This window comes from Bartonella tamiae Th239 (assembly GCF_000278275.1).
Lineage (GTDB): Bacteria > Pseudomonadota > Alphaproteobacteria > Rhizobiales > Rhizobiaceae > Bartonella > Bartonella tamiae.
This window is the reverse complement of the sequence record NZ_JH725147.1, coordinates 2,014,647-2,031,366: the sequence shown is the minus strand read 5'-3', so window position 1 is coordinate 2,031,366 and position 16,720 is coordinate 2,014,647. Positions and strand designations below refer to the sequence as shown.

General features: G+C 38.1%; 12 protein-coding genes and 1 tRNA gene. 9 read left to right on the top strand and 4 right to left on the bottom strand.

What is annotated here, in order from left to right:
- Positions 1-56 precede the first annotated feature (56 nt).
- Positions 57-674, top strand: coding sequence for a TetR/AcrR family transcriptional regulator (locus tag ME5_RS09145; RefSeq protein ID WP_008040457.1), 618 nt, complete (start codon positions 57-59; stop codon positions 672-674).
- Here ME5_RS09145 and ME5_RS09140 read toward each other — a convergent pair.
- A complete protein-coding gene (locus ME5_RS09140; protein ID WP_008040455.1) occupies positions 651-1,670 on the bottom strand; it encodes a dipeptidase in 1,020 nt (339 codons plus the stop codon). The two genes, ME5_RS09145 and ME5_RS09140, sit on opposite strands and share 24 nt — an antisense overlap.
- Positions 1,671-1,990: 320 nt before the next feature.
- Here ME5_RS09140 and ME5_RS09135 point away from each other — a divergent pair, with 320 nt between their 5' ends.
- The 6 genes from ME5_RS09135 to ME5_RS09110 all read left to right on the top strand — a co-directional run bounded on the left by ME5_RS09135 (position 1,991) and on the right by ME5_RS09110 (position 9,020).
- Positions 1,991-3,586 carry an ABC transporter substrate-binding protein gene (locus ME5_RS09135; RefSeq protein ID WP_196793580.1) on the top strand — a complete coding sequence of 532 codons (1,596 nt, stop codon included), beginning with the start codon at positions 1,991-1,993 and terminating at the stop codon, positions 3,584-3,586.
- 212 nt (positions 3,587-3,798) lie between these two features.
- Positions 3,799-5,394: an ABC transporter substrate-binding protein gene (locus tag ME5_RS09130; RefSeq protein ID WP_039964552.1), complete on the top strand. Its 1,596-nt coding sequence runs from the start codon at positions 3,799-3,801 to the stop codon at positions 5,392-5,394.
- Between the two features lie 22 nt (positions 5,395-5,416).
- Positions 5,417-6,433: an ABC transporter permease subunit gene (locus ME5_RS09125; RefSeq protein ID WP_008040452.1), complete on the top strand. Its 1,017-nt coding sequence runs from the start codon at positions 5,417-5,419 to the stop codon at positions 6,431-6,433.
- Entirely contained in the window at positions 6,433-7,338 is a 906-nt protein-coding gene (locus tag ME5_RS09120) for an ABC transporter permease subunit (protein WP_008040442.1), read from the top strand. Before ME5_RS09125 ends, ME5_RS09120 begins: the two co-directional genes overlap by 1 nt.
- Before the next feature lie 3 nt (positions 7,339-7,341).
- Positions 7,342-8,184 carry an ABC transporter ATP-binding protein gene (locus ME5_RS09115; RefSeq protein ID WP_008040439.1) on the top strand — a complete coding sequence of 281 codons (843 nt, stop codon included), beginning with the start codon at positions 7,342-7,344 and terminating at the stop codon, positions 8,182-8,184.
- Positions 8,181-9,020, top strand: a complete 840-nt coding sequence (locus ME5_RS09110) for a dipeptide ABC transporter ATP-binding protein (RefSeq protein ID WP_008040437.1) — start codon at positions 8,181-8,183, stop codon at positions 9,018-9,020. The genes ME5_RS09115 and ME5_RS09110 overlap by 4 nt, the downstream gene beginning before the upstream one ends.
- A 475-nt stretch (positions 9,021-9,495) precedes the next feature.
- Here the strand turns inward: ME5_RS09110 and ME5_RS09105 are convergent, their stop codons facing one another.
- The 3 genes from ME5_RS09105 to ME5_RS09095 all read right to left on the bottom strand — a co-directional run bounded on the left by ME5_RS09105 (position 9,496) and on the right by ME5_RS09095 (position 12,116).
- A complete protein-coding gene (locus tag ME5_RS09105) occupies positions 9,496-9,876 on the bottom strand; it encodes a cysteine hydrolase family protein (protein ID WP_081485900.1) in 381 nt (126 codons plus the stop codon).
- A 548-nt stretch (positions 9,877-10,424) separates the two neighbouring features.
- Positions 10,425-10,501: transfer RNA gene (locus ME5_RS09100), tRNA-Arg, on the bottom strand.
- 148 nt (positions 10,502-10,649) lie between these two features.
- Positions 10,650-12,116 (bottom strand): sensor histidine kinase, encoded by a 1,467-nt coding sequence (locus tag ME5_RS09095; RefSeq protein WP_008040434.1) that lies wholly within the window; start codon positions 12,114-12,116, stop codon positions 10,650-10,652.
- A gap of 260 nt (positions 12,117-12,376) precedes the next feature.
- Between ME5_RS09095 and ME5_RS09090 the strand changes: the two genes are divergently transcribed.
- Together ME5_RS09090 and ME5_RS09085 are read left to right on the top strand one after the other, a co-directional pair.
- On the top strand, positions 12,377-13,543 hold the full coding sequence (locus tag ME5_RS09090; protein WP_008040432.1) for an efflux RND transporter periplasmic adaptor subunit: 1,167 nt from the start codon (positions 12,377-12,379) through the stop codon (positions 13,541-13,543).
- Between the two features lie 8 nt (positions 13,544-13,551).
- Positions 13,552-16,701 (top strand): efflux RND transporter permease subunit, encoded by a 3,150-nt coding sequence (locus ME5_RS09085; protein WP_008040430.1) that lies wholly within the window; start codon positions 13,552-13,554, stop codon positions 16,699-16,701.
- Positions 16,702-16,720: the final 19 nt, after the last annotated feature.

Here is a 16,720-nt window from a genome sequence, read left to right as displayed (position 1 = left end):
TGACATACGCTTCGTATGTCAATAGCATTGTCAAAAAAAATTGAAGGATAAAAATTTTGCGTAAAAGTCGTGCTGAAATGATTGCTGAAACGCGTTCTAAATTAATTTCTGCGGCGCGTGAGGCATTTGCACGTGAGGGTTATGCGAATGCTTCTATGGATGATTTTACCGCAGCAGTTGGTTTGACACGCGGGGCTCTTTATCATCATTTTGGCAATAAAATTGGTTTGTTTCTTGCAGTGATTGACCAAATTGACGCAGAGATTGACGAAAAAATTATGGCGGTTACCAAAGATATGCACTCTGAGTGGGAGTGTTTTATTATGGAATCACGCATGTATTTGCTTTGTATGCTGGACCCAGAAATTCAGCAAATTCTTATGCGTGATGGTCCAGCAATTTTAGGTGATATTTCAAGTTGGCCAAGCCAAAATAAATATCTTGATCAAACAATAGCAAAAATTAAGTCTTTAATGGATCATAATGTCATATATTGTTGCGATCCTGCTGCTTTGACGCGTCAAATAAATGGTGCTCTTTATAGTGCTGCTTTTGGTATCGCAAACTCTGATAATCCTAAGCAAACTTTCGAGCATGCATGGCAAGCTTTTTCTTTGCTTATGAAAGGACTATGTCAAAATCCAAAAAAATCAGTCATTCCAACTACGCTTTAAAAGCGACAGAAAATTTTTCAAAGCAATTTTTTCGATTTCGTCATTATGAAAGCCTGCTTCTTTCATCGTTATAATAAGATTGGGTAAAAGTGAGCAATCTCTTAATTCATAAGGAAGTGTTGTACCATTAAAATCTGATCCAAAAGCAACATGGTCAATACCCATAATGTCAACCATATAACGCATATGATCCGTAATAATTTTTAACGGTGTTTTTTCGATTCTTTCACCATCTGGACGCAAAAATTTTACTCCGAAATTCACCCCAACTAAACCATCGCTATCGCGAATGGCATGTAATTGTTTATCGGTTAAATTACGACTTTGTTGACATATATGATGGGCATTTGAATGTGTGGCAACGAGCGGTTTTTGTGAATATTTTGCCACATCCCAGAATCCTTTTTCATTAAGATGTGAAAGATCTATGATAATACCAAGTTCATCACATGTTTTTATCAATCGCTTTCCAGCTTCGCTCAAGCCAGGCCCAATGTCGGGAGATGAAGGAAAACGAAAAGGAACACCATGACCAAAAATATTGGGTCGACTCCAAACAGGTCCAAGACTTCTTAATCCTAAATTATGGAGTTCATATAATTCATCCAATCCTTCGCTAATCGCTTCTGCACCTTCAATATGAAAAACGGCTGCAAATTTTTGATTGCTTATTGCAGCGCTTATGTCTTGTGTGGTTTTGCAACATTGGAAACTTTCAGGTGCGGCACATTCAATTTTCTTAAAAAGATCAGCCATAGCAAATGTTGCTTGTCGTGCTATATCATGAGAAAGTTGTGGTGTCTCTGAAGAGGAGTGATTGTTAAGTGAAGGTGGAAATGCTGCGCAAAGCCCACCAACCAGCCCGCCTTTTTGTGCTTTAACCAGATCAACGTGTAAATCTTCATGACCATCAATAAATGATTCAACGGATAAATTTTCGGAAAGCCAAATTTTTAATAAAACATCGTTATGGCCGTCAAAGCAGGGTATTGTCATTTTTCATAATCTCAAAATGTTTATTTAATAATATTCGTTGGATATTTTAGTCTCTATGTCAGAATGATGTAACACTTATAAATAATTTTTATAATTGTGTTATATTTTTAAAAACAATTATTTCATTATTATAATACTTTCGTAAAAATGACGATGATTTATAATACACTCTTTTTTAAATGAATTTTTATCGATAAATAGAAAACCAAAAAATCATTCTAATGGAGAAAATTTTTTTGGTTTTAATAAGCTTGCTTCCTTTTTATTGAATATGTCATCATAAAATAATGATCGGTGATGAAAAGAACACAATGACATTGATGAAAAAGATAATAAGAACCACATTGATTGCGGGTTCAATGATGGCATTCGCCAGTACTGCTTCGGCAAAGACATTAATTTATTGTTCGGAGGCTTCGCCTGAAGGGTTTGACCCAGCACTTTATACCAGTGGTACGACGGTAGATGCTGCGGCTTTGACAATTTATAATCGTTTGGTTGAATTTAATCCTGATGAAACAGGCATTTTGCCGAGTTTGGCTGAAAAGTGGGAAATTTCTGATGATGGATTGGAGTATATTTTTCATTTGCGTGAAGGTGTTAAATTTCAAACCACCTCTTACTTTACCCCAAGCCGCACATTGAATGCCGATGATGTTTTGTTTACCTTTGATCGTGCTATGAATCCACAAAGTCCTTGGCATGATTATATTCCCGGCATTGGCTATCAATATTTTGATAGTATGGGATTGCAAGATTTGATCAAAACGGTTGAGAAGCTTGATGATTACACGATAAAGATTACGCTTAATCAACCAGAGGCACCATTTCTTGCGGATTTGGCGATGGCCTTTATCTCGATTAATTCGAAAGAATATGCAGATCAGCTTGAAAAAGAAGACAGGAAAGAACAGTTTAATCTGAATCCGATTGGCACAGGTCCTTTTACTTTTGTGGCGTATCAAAAAGATGCGGCTATTCGTTATAAAGCCAATGATGATTATTTTGGCGATCGCCCTAAGATTGATCATTTGGTTTTTGCCATTACGACTGATCCATCGGTGCGTGCACAAAAGCTTAAAGCAGGCGAATGCCATATTATGTCTTATCCGTCACCTGCTGATATTAAAGAGTTAAAAGCAGATACCAATCTTCAGGTTTTGGAAAATCCTGGTCTGAATGTTGGCTATATGGCTTATAACACATTACAACCGCCTTTTGATAAGGTTGAAGTGCGCCAGGCTTTAAATATGGCAGTGAATAAAGAGGCTATATTGCAAGCGGTTTTTGATGATGGTGGGATGGTTGCTAAAAATCCTATACCGCCTACCATGTGGGGGTATAATGATACGATTAAGGATGATGTTTATGATCCTGAAAAAGCCAAACAAATGTTGGATGCTGCAGGTGTGAAGGATCTTCAAATGAAGATCTGGGCTATGCCGGTAAGTCGTCCTTATATGCCCAATGCGCGTCGAGCGGCTGAACTTATTCAAGCTGACTTTAATACTGTTGGTGTGAAGGCAGAGATTGTTTCTATGGAATGGGGGGAATATTTAAAGCTTGGTCGTGAAAAAGACCGTGATGGTGCAATCATTGCAGGTTGGACTGGTGCCAACGGTGATCCAGATAATTTTTTTCATGTTCTTAATGGCTGTCAATCTATTGGTACAAATAATTATTCAAATTGGTGTTATGAGCCATTTGAAAAGCTGATTAATCAGGCCAAAATCATCAATGATCAGGATGCGCGTGTAAAATTGTATGAAGAAGCACAGCTTATCTTTAAAGAACAAGCGCCTTGGTTGGTTTTGGATCACTCAACCGTTTATATGCCCATGTCTAAAAAAGTAACTGGATTTAAAATTTATCCAGTGGGTGGTTTTCGATTTTTCTCGGTTGATATAGAAGAATAAAATGAAAATCTGATTCCGTATTATAATTTTTTTAAAAAAGATGTTTTTTAAAAAAACATTTCAAGGCAAACAGTCTGCATGTATCATTTTCTCAATAAGAATAGTCTCTTAAGCTATTTCATGGCTTTTGATTTATCCGAAAAACTTGTAACGTGGAAAAAAATAGTTTTTATTACAAAAAATAAATGAGTGAAAAGAACACAATGACATTGATGAAAAAGATAATAAGAACTGCCTTGGTTGCATGTTCAATGATGAGCTTAGCCAGTACTGCTTCGGCAAAGACACTGATTTATTGTTCGGAGGCTTCGCCTGAAGGGTTTGATCCAGCACTTTATACCAGTGGCACGACGGTAGATGCTGCGGCTTTAACAATTTATAATCGTTTGGTTGAGTTTAATCCTGATGCAACAGGCATTTTGCCAGGTTTGGCTGAAAAGTGGGAAATTTCTGATGATGGCTTGGAGTATATTTTTCATTTGCGTGAAGGTGTTAAATTTCAAACTACATCTTATTTTACCCCAACCCGCACATTGAATGCCGATGATGTTTTGTTTACCTTTGATCGTGCTATGAATCCACAAAGTCCTTGGCATGATTATATTCCAGGCATTGGCTATCAATATTTTGATAGTATGGGATTGCAAGATTTGATCAAAACGGTTGAAAAGCTTGATGATTACACGCTAAAGATTACGCTTAATCAACCAGAGGCACCATTTCTAGCGGATTTGGCGATGGCCTTTATTTCAATTAATTCGAAAGAATATGCTGATCAGCTTGAAAAAGAAGATAGGAAAGAACAGTTTAATCTGAATCCGATTGGCACAGGTCCTTTTACTTTTGTGGCGTATCAAAAAGATGCGGTTATTCGCTATAAAGCCAATGATGATTATTTTGGCGATCGTCCTAAGATTGATAATTTGGTTTTTGCTATTACGACTGATCCGTCGGTGCGTGCACAAAAGCTTAAAGCAGGTGAATGCCATATTATGTCTTATCCGTCACCTGCTGATGTTAAAGATTTAAAAGCAGATGCCAATCTTAAGGTTTTAGAAAATGCTGGTCTTAATGTTGGCTATATGGCTTATAACACATTACAACCGCCTTTTGATAAGGTTGAAGTGCGCCAGGCTTTAAATATGGCAGTGAATAAAGAGGCTATATTGCAAGCGGTTTTTGATGATGGTGGAATGGTTGCTAAGAACCCTATACCGCCTACCATGTGGGGGTATAATGACACGGTTAAGGATGATGTTTATAATCCTGAAAAAGCCAAACAAATGTTGGAAGCTGCAGGTGTAAAGGGTCTTCAAATGAAGATCTGGGCGATGCCGGTGAGCCGTCCTTATATGCCCAATGCGCGCCGTGCGGCTGAACTTATTCAAGCTGACTTTAATACTGTTGGCGTGAAGGCCGAGATTGTTTCTATGGAATGGGGGGAATATTTAAAGCTTGGGCGTGAAAAAGACCGTGATGGCGCAATGATTGCAGGATGGGCTGGTGATAATGGTGATCCAGATAATTTTTTGAGTGTGTTAAATAGTTGTCAGGCTATTGGTACAAATAATTATTCAAACTGGTGTTATGAGCCATTTGAAAAGCTGATTAACCAGGCCAAAATCACCAATGATCAAAATGCGCGTGCAAAACTCTATGAAGAAGCACAACTTATCTTTAAAGAACAAGCACCTTGGTTGGTTTTGGATCACTCAACCGTTTATATGCCTATGTCTAAAAAGGTAACGGGATTTAAAATTTATCCAGTAGCGGGTAATCATTTTTTCTCGGTTGATATAGAAGAATAAAAAATTTGGAGTTTTAAGCCTAATGGTGTCATATATTTTGAAAAAATTAGGCTATATTATTCCTACTTTTATTGGAATAACGCTGATCTCTTTCATCTTCGTTCGATCGCTTCCTGGTGATCCAGTTTTACTAATGGCGGGAGAGAGAGGCGTTTCACCAGAGCGCCATGCTGAATTAATGACCCAATTGGGGCTTGATCGCCCTTATTGGCAACAATATTTAGATTATTTGTGGGGTGTGCTTCATGGTGATCTTGGCTCATCATTTGCAACAAAACAAAGCATCACACATGAATTTTTCACTTTATTTCCAGCAACTTTAGAACTAGGTCTTTGTGCCATTATTCTGGCCATTATTCTAGGTGTGCCTGCTGGTGTATTTGCTGCAGTAAAACGTGGATCTTGGTTTGATCAAACATCAATGGGCGTCGCACTCACAGGATATTCCATGCCTATTTTTTGGTGGGGTTTACTACTGATTATGCTTTTTAGTGGTATTTTAGGATGGACCCCTGTTTCAGGGCGAATATCATTTCTTTATTTTTTCGATCAGCCCACAGGGTTTATGCTAATTGACAGTTGGTTATCTGGTGAAAAGGGGGCTTTTTCTTCTGCTATTTCTCATCTCATATTGCCAACGATTGTTTTGGCAACCATTCCTTTGGCAGTGATTGCGCGCCAAACTCGTTCTGCAATGCTTGAAGTATTGAGTGAAGATTATGTGCGTACAGCGCAAGCGAAAGGTTTAAGTTCATTTCGTGTCATTGGTATTCATGCGCTTCGCAACGCTTTCATTCCAGTTATTACAACGATTGGTTTGCAAGTTGGCGTTTTGATGGGAGGCGCAATTTTAACAGAAACAATTTTTTCATGGCCAGGAATAGGCAAATGGATGATTGATTCCATTTCTCGGCGTGATTATGCAGCGGTGCAAGGGGGGCTTTTAATAATCGCATTATTAGTGATGCTCGTTAATCTTGTTGTTGATGTGCTTTATGGCTTGATTAATCCGCGTGTAAGACATAATCGAGGTTCATGATGAGCAAAATAGAGACAGTGAGCACAACAACGCATTCAGTGCGTGCGCAAGCATTTCGTGAGTTTTGGTATAGTTTTAAACATAATCGCGGTGCTGTTGTTGGTTTGCTCGTTTTTATTACCATTATCATCTTAGCCATCATTGCGCCGCTGATTGCCCCTCATGGTTATGAGGTGCAATATCGCGAAGCTTTGCAACGCCCCCCTGTTTGGCAAGAAGGTGGCTCCTGGCAATTTATTCTTGGTAGCGATGCTGTTGGTCGTGATATTTTGTCCCGTCTTTTATATGGTGCACGTTATTCACTGATGGTTGGGGTCGTGGTTTCACTTGCTGCAATGATTTTTGGGGTCATTGTTGGTGTGATTGCTGGTTATATTGGCGGTGTTATTGAAACAGTTATTATGCGTATTATGGATATCGTTTTGGCTTTTCCTTCGCTTTTATTGGCACTCGTATTGGTTAGTATTGTTGGATATGGTCTGCAAGGAGCTATTATTGCTACAGCTGTGGCACTGCAACCGCATTTTGTGCGTTTGGCGCGTGCTACGGTTTTAGCTGAAAAAAATCGTGAATATGTTGTGGCATCAAAACTGGCAGGCGCTGGCTCTTTACGTTTGATGTTCAAAACAATTTTACCCAATTGTTTGGCGCCAATTATTGTACAGGCAACATTTTCATTTTCAACAGCGATACTGGACGTCGCAGCACTTGGTTTTCTTGGAATGGGAGCGCAAGCGCCTACACCAGAATGGGGAACCATGCTTGCAGATGCCCGCGAATTTGTAAGAAGTGGATGGTGGATTGTTACTTTTCCTGGATTATCAATCCTTATTTTGGTTTTGGCAATAAATTTAATGGGTGATGGATTGCGCGACGCTCTCGATCCAAAATTGAAAAGGAGCTAAGCGATGTCACTCTTAGAAATACGCAATCTTAGCGTTTCATTTGATACAGCTGCTGGGCCTTTTTATGCCGTTAAAAATATTGACATAAATGTTGAAAATAATGAAATTTTGGCAATTGTTGGTGAATCTGGTTCAGGAAAATCTGTGAGTATGTTGGCTGTTATGGGACTTTTGCCAAAAACAGCGACCGTTACAGTTGATCAAATGCTGTTTGAAGGTATTGATCTTAAAGCTCTTACAAAAAAGCAAAAGCGTGCAATTATTGGCAAAGAAATTTCAATGATTTTTCAAGAGCCAATTGCTAGCCTTAATCCTTGTTTTACAATTGGTTATCAAATCGAAGAAGTATTGAAAGCACATTTGCATCTAAAAAGACGTGAAAGACGGATAAGAACAATTGAGCTTTTGCATTCAGTTGGTTTGCCTGAACCTGAAAAAAGATTAAAAAGTTTTCCTCATCAATTATCAGGAGGGCAATGTCAGCGTATTATGATTGCTATGGCTATTGCTTGTAATCCTAAATTACTTATTGCAGATGAGCCAACAACCGCGCTTGATGTGACAATACAAAAACAAATATTAGATTTATTGCTTGAGTTACAAAAAAGTCATAATATGGGGATCATAATGATAACACATGACATGGGTGTTGTTGCTGAAACGGCTGATCGTGTCATTGTTCAATATAAAGGGCAAAAAATGGAAGAAGCGGATGTTTTATCGCTTTTTGAAACACCGCAAAATCCATATACCAAAGCTCTCTTATCTGCACTTCCAGAAAATGCAAACGGTACGCGTTTGTCTACAGTTTCAGACTTTATGGACATACAGGAAGAAGCCTTATGACAAGTATTATGATTGATGCGCAAGATGTAACGCGCGATTATGTCAGTACATCGGGTTTATTTGGCAAAAAAAATATCTTACATGCGGTCAATCATGTTTCCTTTCAAGTTGAAAAGGGCGAAACACTTGCGATTGTGGGTGAATCAGGATGTGGAAAATCCACTCTTGCGCGTATCCTTAGCCTTATTGATCCTCAAACATCTGGTAAGTTAACCATTGATGGAGAGGAGATGAATATTGCAAAACAGTGCATTACAACGCAAATGCGTCAAAAAGTTCAAATAGTGTTTCAAAATCCCTATGGCTCGCTTAATCCACGACAAAAAATTGGCAATGTTTTAACTGAACCATTATTGTTGAATACGGATTTATCTTCTAAAGAACGCCAATATCAAGCAGAGCAAATGCTTGAAAAGGTTGGTTTACCAAAAGAATATTTTCATCGTTACCCCCATATGTTTTCAGGTGGTCAACGTCAAAGAATTGCCATAGCACGTGCATTAATGTTGCGCCCAAAAATATTGGTGCTTGATGAACCCGTTTCAGCACTTGATCTTTCAGTTCAGGCGCAAGTTCTCAATCTTCTGGCAGACCTTCAAGAAGAATTTAAGTTAACATATGTGTTTATTAGTCATGATTTATCTGTTGTTCGCTATATTGCGGATCGCGTTATGGTGATGTATTTTGGGGAAATCGTTGAATATGGATCTCGAGAGGACATTTTTTTAAATCCGCAACATGACTATACGAAAAAACTTTTTGCGGCGACACCTACGGCAAGTATTTCAGCTATCAAAAACCGTCTTGCTAAAAAAGTGTCTTCTCACGCGTTTTAATTCATATTGTTTATCCATAGTTTAATTTTTAAATCAAAAATTGAGCATTGCGGCTCATAATTTTTGTCAATTTTATAAATTTTTTAAAATCTCAGCTGAAAATTTTAAATCGCAATTTCGCCAATCATTTTAATCATACGTGATTTAAGAGATTACATATTGCTTGTGTCATAAATTTTCATTGATAGCGCGTTTATAACGGATGAGGTTGAATATGGGGCTGTCCATTTCACGGTTGGAACCATCTAGGAAGTGCTCATATCAATAGCAATAAAAAATTTAAGGATTTGCAAAAGTCAACTTTAACACCATTAAAGGTATTTCTGTTCACACGTTTCATATGCACTTAAACGAAGATGATCTGCTCTATGACATACAAAATTTTAATAAAACATTCTCTTGCTATAATCACTCATATGAAAATTTTTACTAACTTAAGGCAATTTTGTAATTATCACGTAATTGAGTAAATGCTTTAAATAAGCTCAAATTTTAAGACTTCGTCCGTCGTGAAAATTTGAACAAAACCTTCGTTAATGGTTGCAAATGAAGCTTCGTGAACCTGTACGTCTGATAAAGGTTGGTGGTCCTGTACATTAAGTTGTCTTGCCGCACAAGCATCATCAACAATGATCACGTTGTAGCCGTTAGGAACGGCATCTCTTGCTGCACCTGAAACACAAGCGTGTGTCATGAGACCTGTTATGATAAGTGTATTTATGCCTTTTTCTTTTAAGCGTTTATCAATATCTGTTGATGCAAAAACACTGACCTGATCTTTTATTATTATCAATTGATTATTATGAGGTTGGATATCATTTTGAAATGAAGAAGTGGGACTATTTTTTGCAAAAATTGACGCACCGGCAGGAAAAATATGTTGCCCATGTGTTACTAAAATACAATTTTATCAGCAAATTTGATAACACGATTGGCAATTTTTATAGCATTTTGCGCGTTAGGAAAAGGAAATTTTCAGGTAAATATTCATTTTGAAAGTCAATAACCAGAACTGTCGTGGCCTTTTTTTAATGGCACATGGAACCTTCACACCTAGTATTTCTTGGACAGAAAGACATTCATGTCCTGTGACCTTTTGCTCAAGTGTAGCAGTATATGTAAAAGAGTGATATTATATAATGTGAGTTAAAATAATGATCAATTGTGTGATGTTTTAAAAATTATAGCATGACATTAACAATGGCATAATTATGCCATGCATGATAGTTTTCTTTTATCTCTCTGTTCGACAATGAAGTAATTTTAATATATTGGCTCAAGCGATATTAATTTTATCAATGGGAGGGGTAAATATATGTGAGTGCAAAATAATTGGCTTTAGGAAGTAGGGTTATTTACAAAAAATAGCCGATTTAGACAAAACAATCATACATATAAAACAAGTGGCGCACCCGAAGAGATTCGAACTCCTGACCCCCAGATTCGTAGTCTGGTGCTCTATCCAGCTGAGCTACGGGTGCAATCAAACGAGTTTTCGTTTTAAGATATGCGCTAACTAAAGCGTTCGGCGATGAATTGCAAGAGAAGATTTACTTTTTTATAGGGTTTTTCATATTTATATTGCAATGCGTGTTCATGTATTCCTGAAAATAGTCATAAAGGTGTTTTTCATTTATCTGGCAAATCTATTTCAAATTTTGTACCAATTTGCCCATCATCTATAAAATTTAATGTTCCGCCATGCGCAGTGATCAGTTCTTTCGAAATGGCAAGTCCTAATCCAGAGCCATTATGACCGACTGATCCTTCGAAAGGTGAATAAAGATGTTTTTTGGCTTTTTCTGGAAGGCCAGGGCCTGTATCTTCAACAATGATATGAGCCATCTGCTTGCTATGATAGGCTTTGATGGAAAGACGATTAATATGGTATCCGTTCTGAGGCCTTTCAATCATTGCTTGTACGGCATTTCTACTCAAATTGGTAAGTGCACGATGCAATTGCTCATAATCAGCATATATATTGAAATGCGGTGAAACGCAGTTCAAAAATTCTATTTGGTCAGAGCCCGGCATTTTAAGAGAATCAAAAATATCATCAACCAATTTTTCTAAAGCAATGATTTCACATTTGGGTGGTATTTCTTGCGTCCGCCCGTAAGTTAAAACGCTATGACTATATTTTACAGCTCTGTCGATTGCTTTAATCAATTTTGGAGCCATTTTTCGTACCATCGGCTCTTTTGCATTGCAAAGATGGTCTGACATGAGCTGAGCTGAGGCTAAGATGTTACGCATATCATGATTAATTTTAGAAACCGCTAAACCCAAATTTGCTAAATGTTTCTGTCGCACAAAGTTTTTTTGTAATTCAATTTCGATTGCCGCAATCCGTCTTTGTGTTGCACCCACTTCATCACGGCGAGATTCTGGTACAAGAATACGGCTTGGATTATCAGGCTCAATGACAAATTCAATCATATTATTGTAAATATTTTGCAAAGGACGAACAAGCAATTCATAAATGATTAAATAGATGAGTGTTGCAGCAATAATGGCAATAGTTAAGGAGATTAATATAAAAAAACCTGTAAAGCGTAGCATAGCGTCACGCAGACGGGCATCGCCAATAATCATATCAATTTCAATGTTTGTGCCTTCAATTGTTTCGCGTAATAATAATGTTTTATTGCCACCCCAAAAAAGCGTTGAAAAAGACTCAAGGATTGCTTTTGTTTCACTAAATTCTCCTAAATGAATAATATTATCAATTTGAGGTTTGCAATCTTGCAGAATTAGTTCACGTTTTTTGTCATGAGATGTGATCATAATTGCTAAAGCATCAGTTGCGACAAGAACATTATTTTTTAATTCCTTGTCAAACAATTGATAGGGAACTGCGGCAAGGATAAGGCTGATGGCTTCAGCGGATTGATGACGATCTTCTAGCCATCTTTGTCTCATACTGACAATAGAAGGTATAAACACTAAGATTTCAGTGATAAAAACAGACAAAGCAATTAAAAGTAACAGTTTAAAACGTAAGCGACGATAAAATGGAATCGTTGAATATTTCCCGGTTATTGGCGTTTTAGATGAGACTGTATTTTCTTCTTTATTTATAATGTCTTTATTCATCCAAAACCCATTTTGAAGATATTTTTTTTTGAATGGTATTTAAGTGTATAGTAAGTTGAGTCATATCCTATATAAACGACAATAATTTCTATATTCAAACGATTTAATCTGCTTTGTTTTGTCGTATTACCGAAATTTAACTGGACTTAATAACATGTGTTATTTCATACGATGATAGCATGACCAGTTGGGGTATTCTTCATTTAATTATTTTTTTTCCAATTGCTAGAGATTTTGTATATTAAGATCAGGACTATAAGATGCAACTTTTAAAAAAAGCCATTCCATTTATTCTTCTCGTGGTTTTATTGTTTAGTGCATATCAATGGATAAGTTGGAAACGCGACCAACCTATAAAGGAGATTGGACAAAAGGTGGTTCAATCAGACAGTAGTCCAATAAGTTCTGAACCTATTCCTGTATCTGCAAGTCTTGTTGTTGTAAAACCGGTTGATACGAAATTTATTAATGATCGTTTGAGTGCAATTGGCACGGGGGTTGCTGTTTCCACAGTTCATCTTACCCCCTGGTCAAGTGGTTTAATGGATGAGATATTTGTTGTCGCAGGAGATAAAGTAAAACAAGATGAACCTGTTGCAAAGCTTGATTCCGATACAGAAGAAGTTGCTGTTGAACGCTCAAAAGTGATGGTCCATGATGCGGAGCTTGCTTTAGCACGAACAATGAAATTGCGTGCTACAAATACAGCAACAGAAGTGCAACAATTAACCGCTCAATTAGAATTAGATAATGCCAAACTTGCTCTTCGAGAAGCAGAGATCGCATTGGATCGACGCACAATTAGGGCACCAATAAATGGTGTTGTTGGAATTTTTACTGTTGATGCTGGCAACTATGTGACATCAGAAACGACTATTGCGCGCATTGATAATCGTGAACAAATTTTAGTGGATATATGGGTGCCAGAAAGATTTGCTCCTCTTATTAATATTGGTGATAAAATAAAAGCAAGTTCGATTGCGCGCCCTGGTGAAGATTATCAAGGTCATATTAGTGCTATTGATAATATGATTGACGAAAAAAGTAGAACATTGCGCGTTCGGGCTGAAGTTGACAATCAAAATGATGTCTTACGTTCTGGTATGTCATTTGCTGTCTCTTTGCAGTTTCCCGGTGACCCTTTTTCTGCTGTTGATCCGCTTGCAATTCAATGGAGTGGTGAAGGATCTTACGTATGGCGTGTTGTGGATCATCATGTTCAACGTGTTGCAGTTTCAATTGTCCAACGCGAAACAAATTATGTTCTTGTGCAAGGTGCGCTTAGTCAGGGCGATCAAGTTGTCATTCAAGGTCTTCAAAATATTCGTCAAGGAAGTTCTGTTATTATTGCTAATAAAGATCAAAACGTGGATACAGTCATGAATGATCGTTCAGACAAAAAAACATTGGATCTTATCGAACAATAGGTACATCAATGATAGAACAGTCTGAAGATTCAAACATATCAGTTTCGAATGATCCAAGTGGTCTTATGTCTTTTGTGATAAGACGTCCTGTTTTGGCATTTGTAATTAATGCTTTGATCGTGGTTGCAGGACTAGCAGCATTTTCTGGCGTTGATGTGCGTGAACTACCCGATGTGGATCGCCCTATTATTACTGTATCAACGGATTTTGATGGTGCTTCTGCTGAAACAATTGATCGCGAAATTACGCAAACACTGGAAAATGCAGTTGCACGTGTTTCTGGCGTAAAAACAATATCTTCTCGGTCGTCTTTTGCCCGCTCTCGTGTGACTGTTGAATTTAATGATGGAATTGATCTCAATGTGGCGTCCGCAGATATTCGTGATGCGCTTTCCCGCGTAACAAATGATCTTCCCGATGATGCAGATGCTTCGCGTATTATTAAAGCCGATTCTAATGCAGATGCTGTTATGCGTTTGGCAGTTACCTCTTCAACAATGAGTGTTGATGATTTGACTGTTTTGACAGAAGATCAGATTGTTGACACCTTATCAGCGGTATCCGGTGTTGCAGATGTTCAAGTTAATGGTGATCGCGATAAAATTTTTAGAATCGATATTAATCAAGAACGTTTGGCAAGCTATGGTCTTACAATTGCAGACATCACAAAAACTCTTTCCGATATGGCGCTTGATGCACCTGCTGGCTCATTGCGTAGTTCAGACCAAGCATTGGTCGTTCGTGCAACGGCAAATCTTACAACGCCTGAAGCGTTTGAAAATGTTTATCTAAACCCTCGTGTGCGTATTGGTGACGTTGCCAATGTAACATTGGGGCCTGATGTTGAAACTTCTATTGTTCGGGTTAATGGTCAATCAGGTATTGGTCTGGGCATTGTGCGTCAAGCACAATCCAATACGCTTGATATTTCTAAAGGCGTACGGGCAGCGGTTGATAATCTTAATCTTATTTTACCATCTAGCGTTCATGTAGCAATCACAAGTGATGATGCGAATTTCATTAATGGCGCTATTCATGAGGTTGAGATTGCATTAATTGTTGCCATTGTTGGTGTTGTCGTCGTTATTTTCTTATTTTTGTGGGACGCGCGTGCAACGCTTATTCCTGCCTTAACAATTCCTGTTGCTTTAATTGGTACTGTGGCTGCAATTTATCTTGCAGGATTTTCAATTAATATTTTAACGCTTTTAGCTTTAGTCCTTGCAACGGGCTTGGTGGTTGATGACGCAATTGTCGTTTTGGAAAACATTGTTCGACGACGCAATATGGGCATGGGTGCACGTGCAGCAGCGGTTTTAGGCACAAAAGAAGTTTTTTTTGCTGTCGTAGCAACAACTTTAACTTTAGCCGCGGTTTTTGTGCCGATTTCATTTTTGCCCGGGCAAGCAGGAGGTCTTTTCCGAGAGTTTGGGTTTGTTTTGGCCATTTCCATTCTTTTATCAGCTGTTGTTGCACTGACTTTGTGCCCAATGCTTGCATCAAAGTTTTTAAAAGCACGTGATAATGAAGTGATAAAAGACGATAAAGAAAATCAAAAACATGGACCTGCTGTTTTCCAAAAAATAGGTGCAACGCTCGGTGGATTTTATGCCAAAAGCCTACATATTTGTCTCAATCATCCGTGGATGGTTGTTTTGTCTTCTCTTATATTTGTTGTTTCATGTGCAGGTGGATATTCAACTCTTCGCCAAGAGTTAACACCTTCTGAAGACCGCGCTCAAGTATTTTTGCGCATTAATGGTCCACAAGGTATTTCCGTCGATTACTTAAGCGATCAAATTGATCGCATTGAAAAAGCATTAAAACCATTACGTGATAATGGGGAAATCATCAATACCTATTCTGTTTCTGGAACTTTTGGTTCGTCGAATAATGGGTTTTTAATGCTTTCTTTGGCGCCTTGGGATGAACGTAAGCGCAATCAACAAGCAATTGTTCAAGACATTAATAAGGCAATGGAACATTTGCCAGCAGTGCGTGTTTTTGCTGCGGAAGGCAATTCTTTAGGGATAAGAGGTGCTGGGCAGGGACTACAATTTGCAATTTTAGGAACAGATTATGAGACTTTGCAGCCTGTGGCCGATGAAATCGTAGCAGCAATGCAGGCTGATAAACGATTTATGCAACCCCGTCTGAGTGTTGAAGCAACTCAACCACAATTATTCATTGACATTGATCGTGAAAGAGCAACAGACTTGAATATTGACATTACAGGATTAGTCAATGCCGTTCAATCAATGTTGGATGGTAGAAAAGTAGGTTCTGTTTATATAGGCGACCGCTCTTATGATGTGAAACTTGTTTCGAATACCAATCCTGTTAACGATCCCATAGATCTTGAAAGTATATTTTTGAAAACAGGGGATGATCGCTTTGTTCCGATGTCGACAATCACTAATGTGGAAGAACGACCAGTGCCGCCACAATTGGCTCGGGAACAGCGTATGCGTTCTATAGCGATCACATCTAATTTAGCACAAGACTTTGCTCTGGGTAATGCTTATCAAAGGGCTTTGGAAATCGCAGAACCATTGTTACCACCTGGAAGTTACATTATACCGTTAGCAGAAGCGGCAACGCTTGATGAAACATCGACAGGGATATTTGTGGTTTTTGGATTTGCTCTCATCATTATTTTATTAGTACTTGCAGCCCAATTTGAGAGTTTTATTTCAGGATTTATTGTTATGGCAACAATTCCGCTTGGTCTTGGATGCGCTGTCATTGCTATGATGGTAACAGGAACGAGTATGAATGTTTATAGTCAAATTGGGCTTGTTATGCTTGTTGGAATTATGGCTAAAAACGGTATTTTGATTGTTGAATTTGCTGATCAAATGCGTGATGAAGGCAAATCTGTGCGTGATGCGATTGAATATGCATCAAATGTTCGATTACGCCCCGTTTGCATGACAATGATTTGTGCAATTTTGGGTGGTGTTCCTTTGGTGCTTGCTGGTGGCGCTGGTGCTGAAGCGCGAATTTCACTCGGATGGGTTATTGTTGGAGGGTTGGGTTTAGCAACGATTGCGACACTTTATGTCACACCTGTCGCTTATATGTTGCTTGCACGATTCATCAAACCAAAAGCTGAAGAAGCTGAACGTCTGAATCAAGAATTATCACTTTATAGATAACAGCTTGAATGAAATGTGT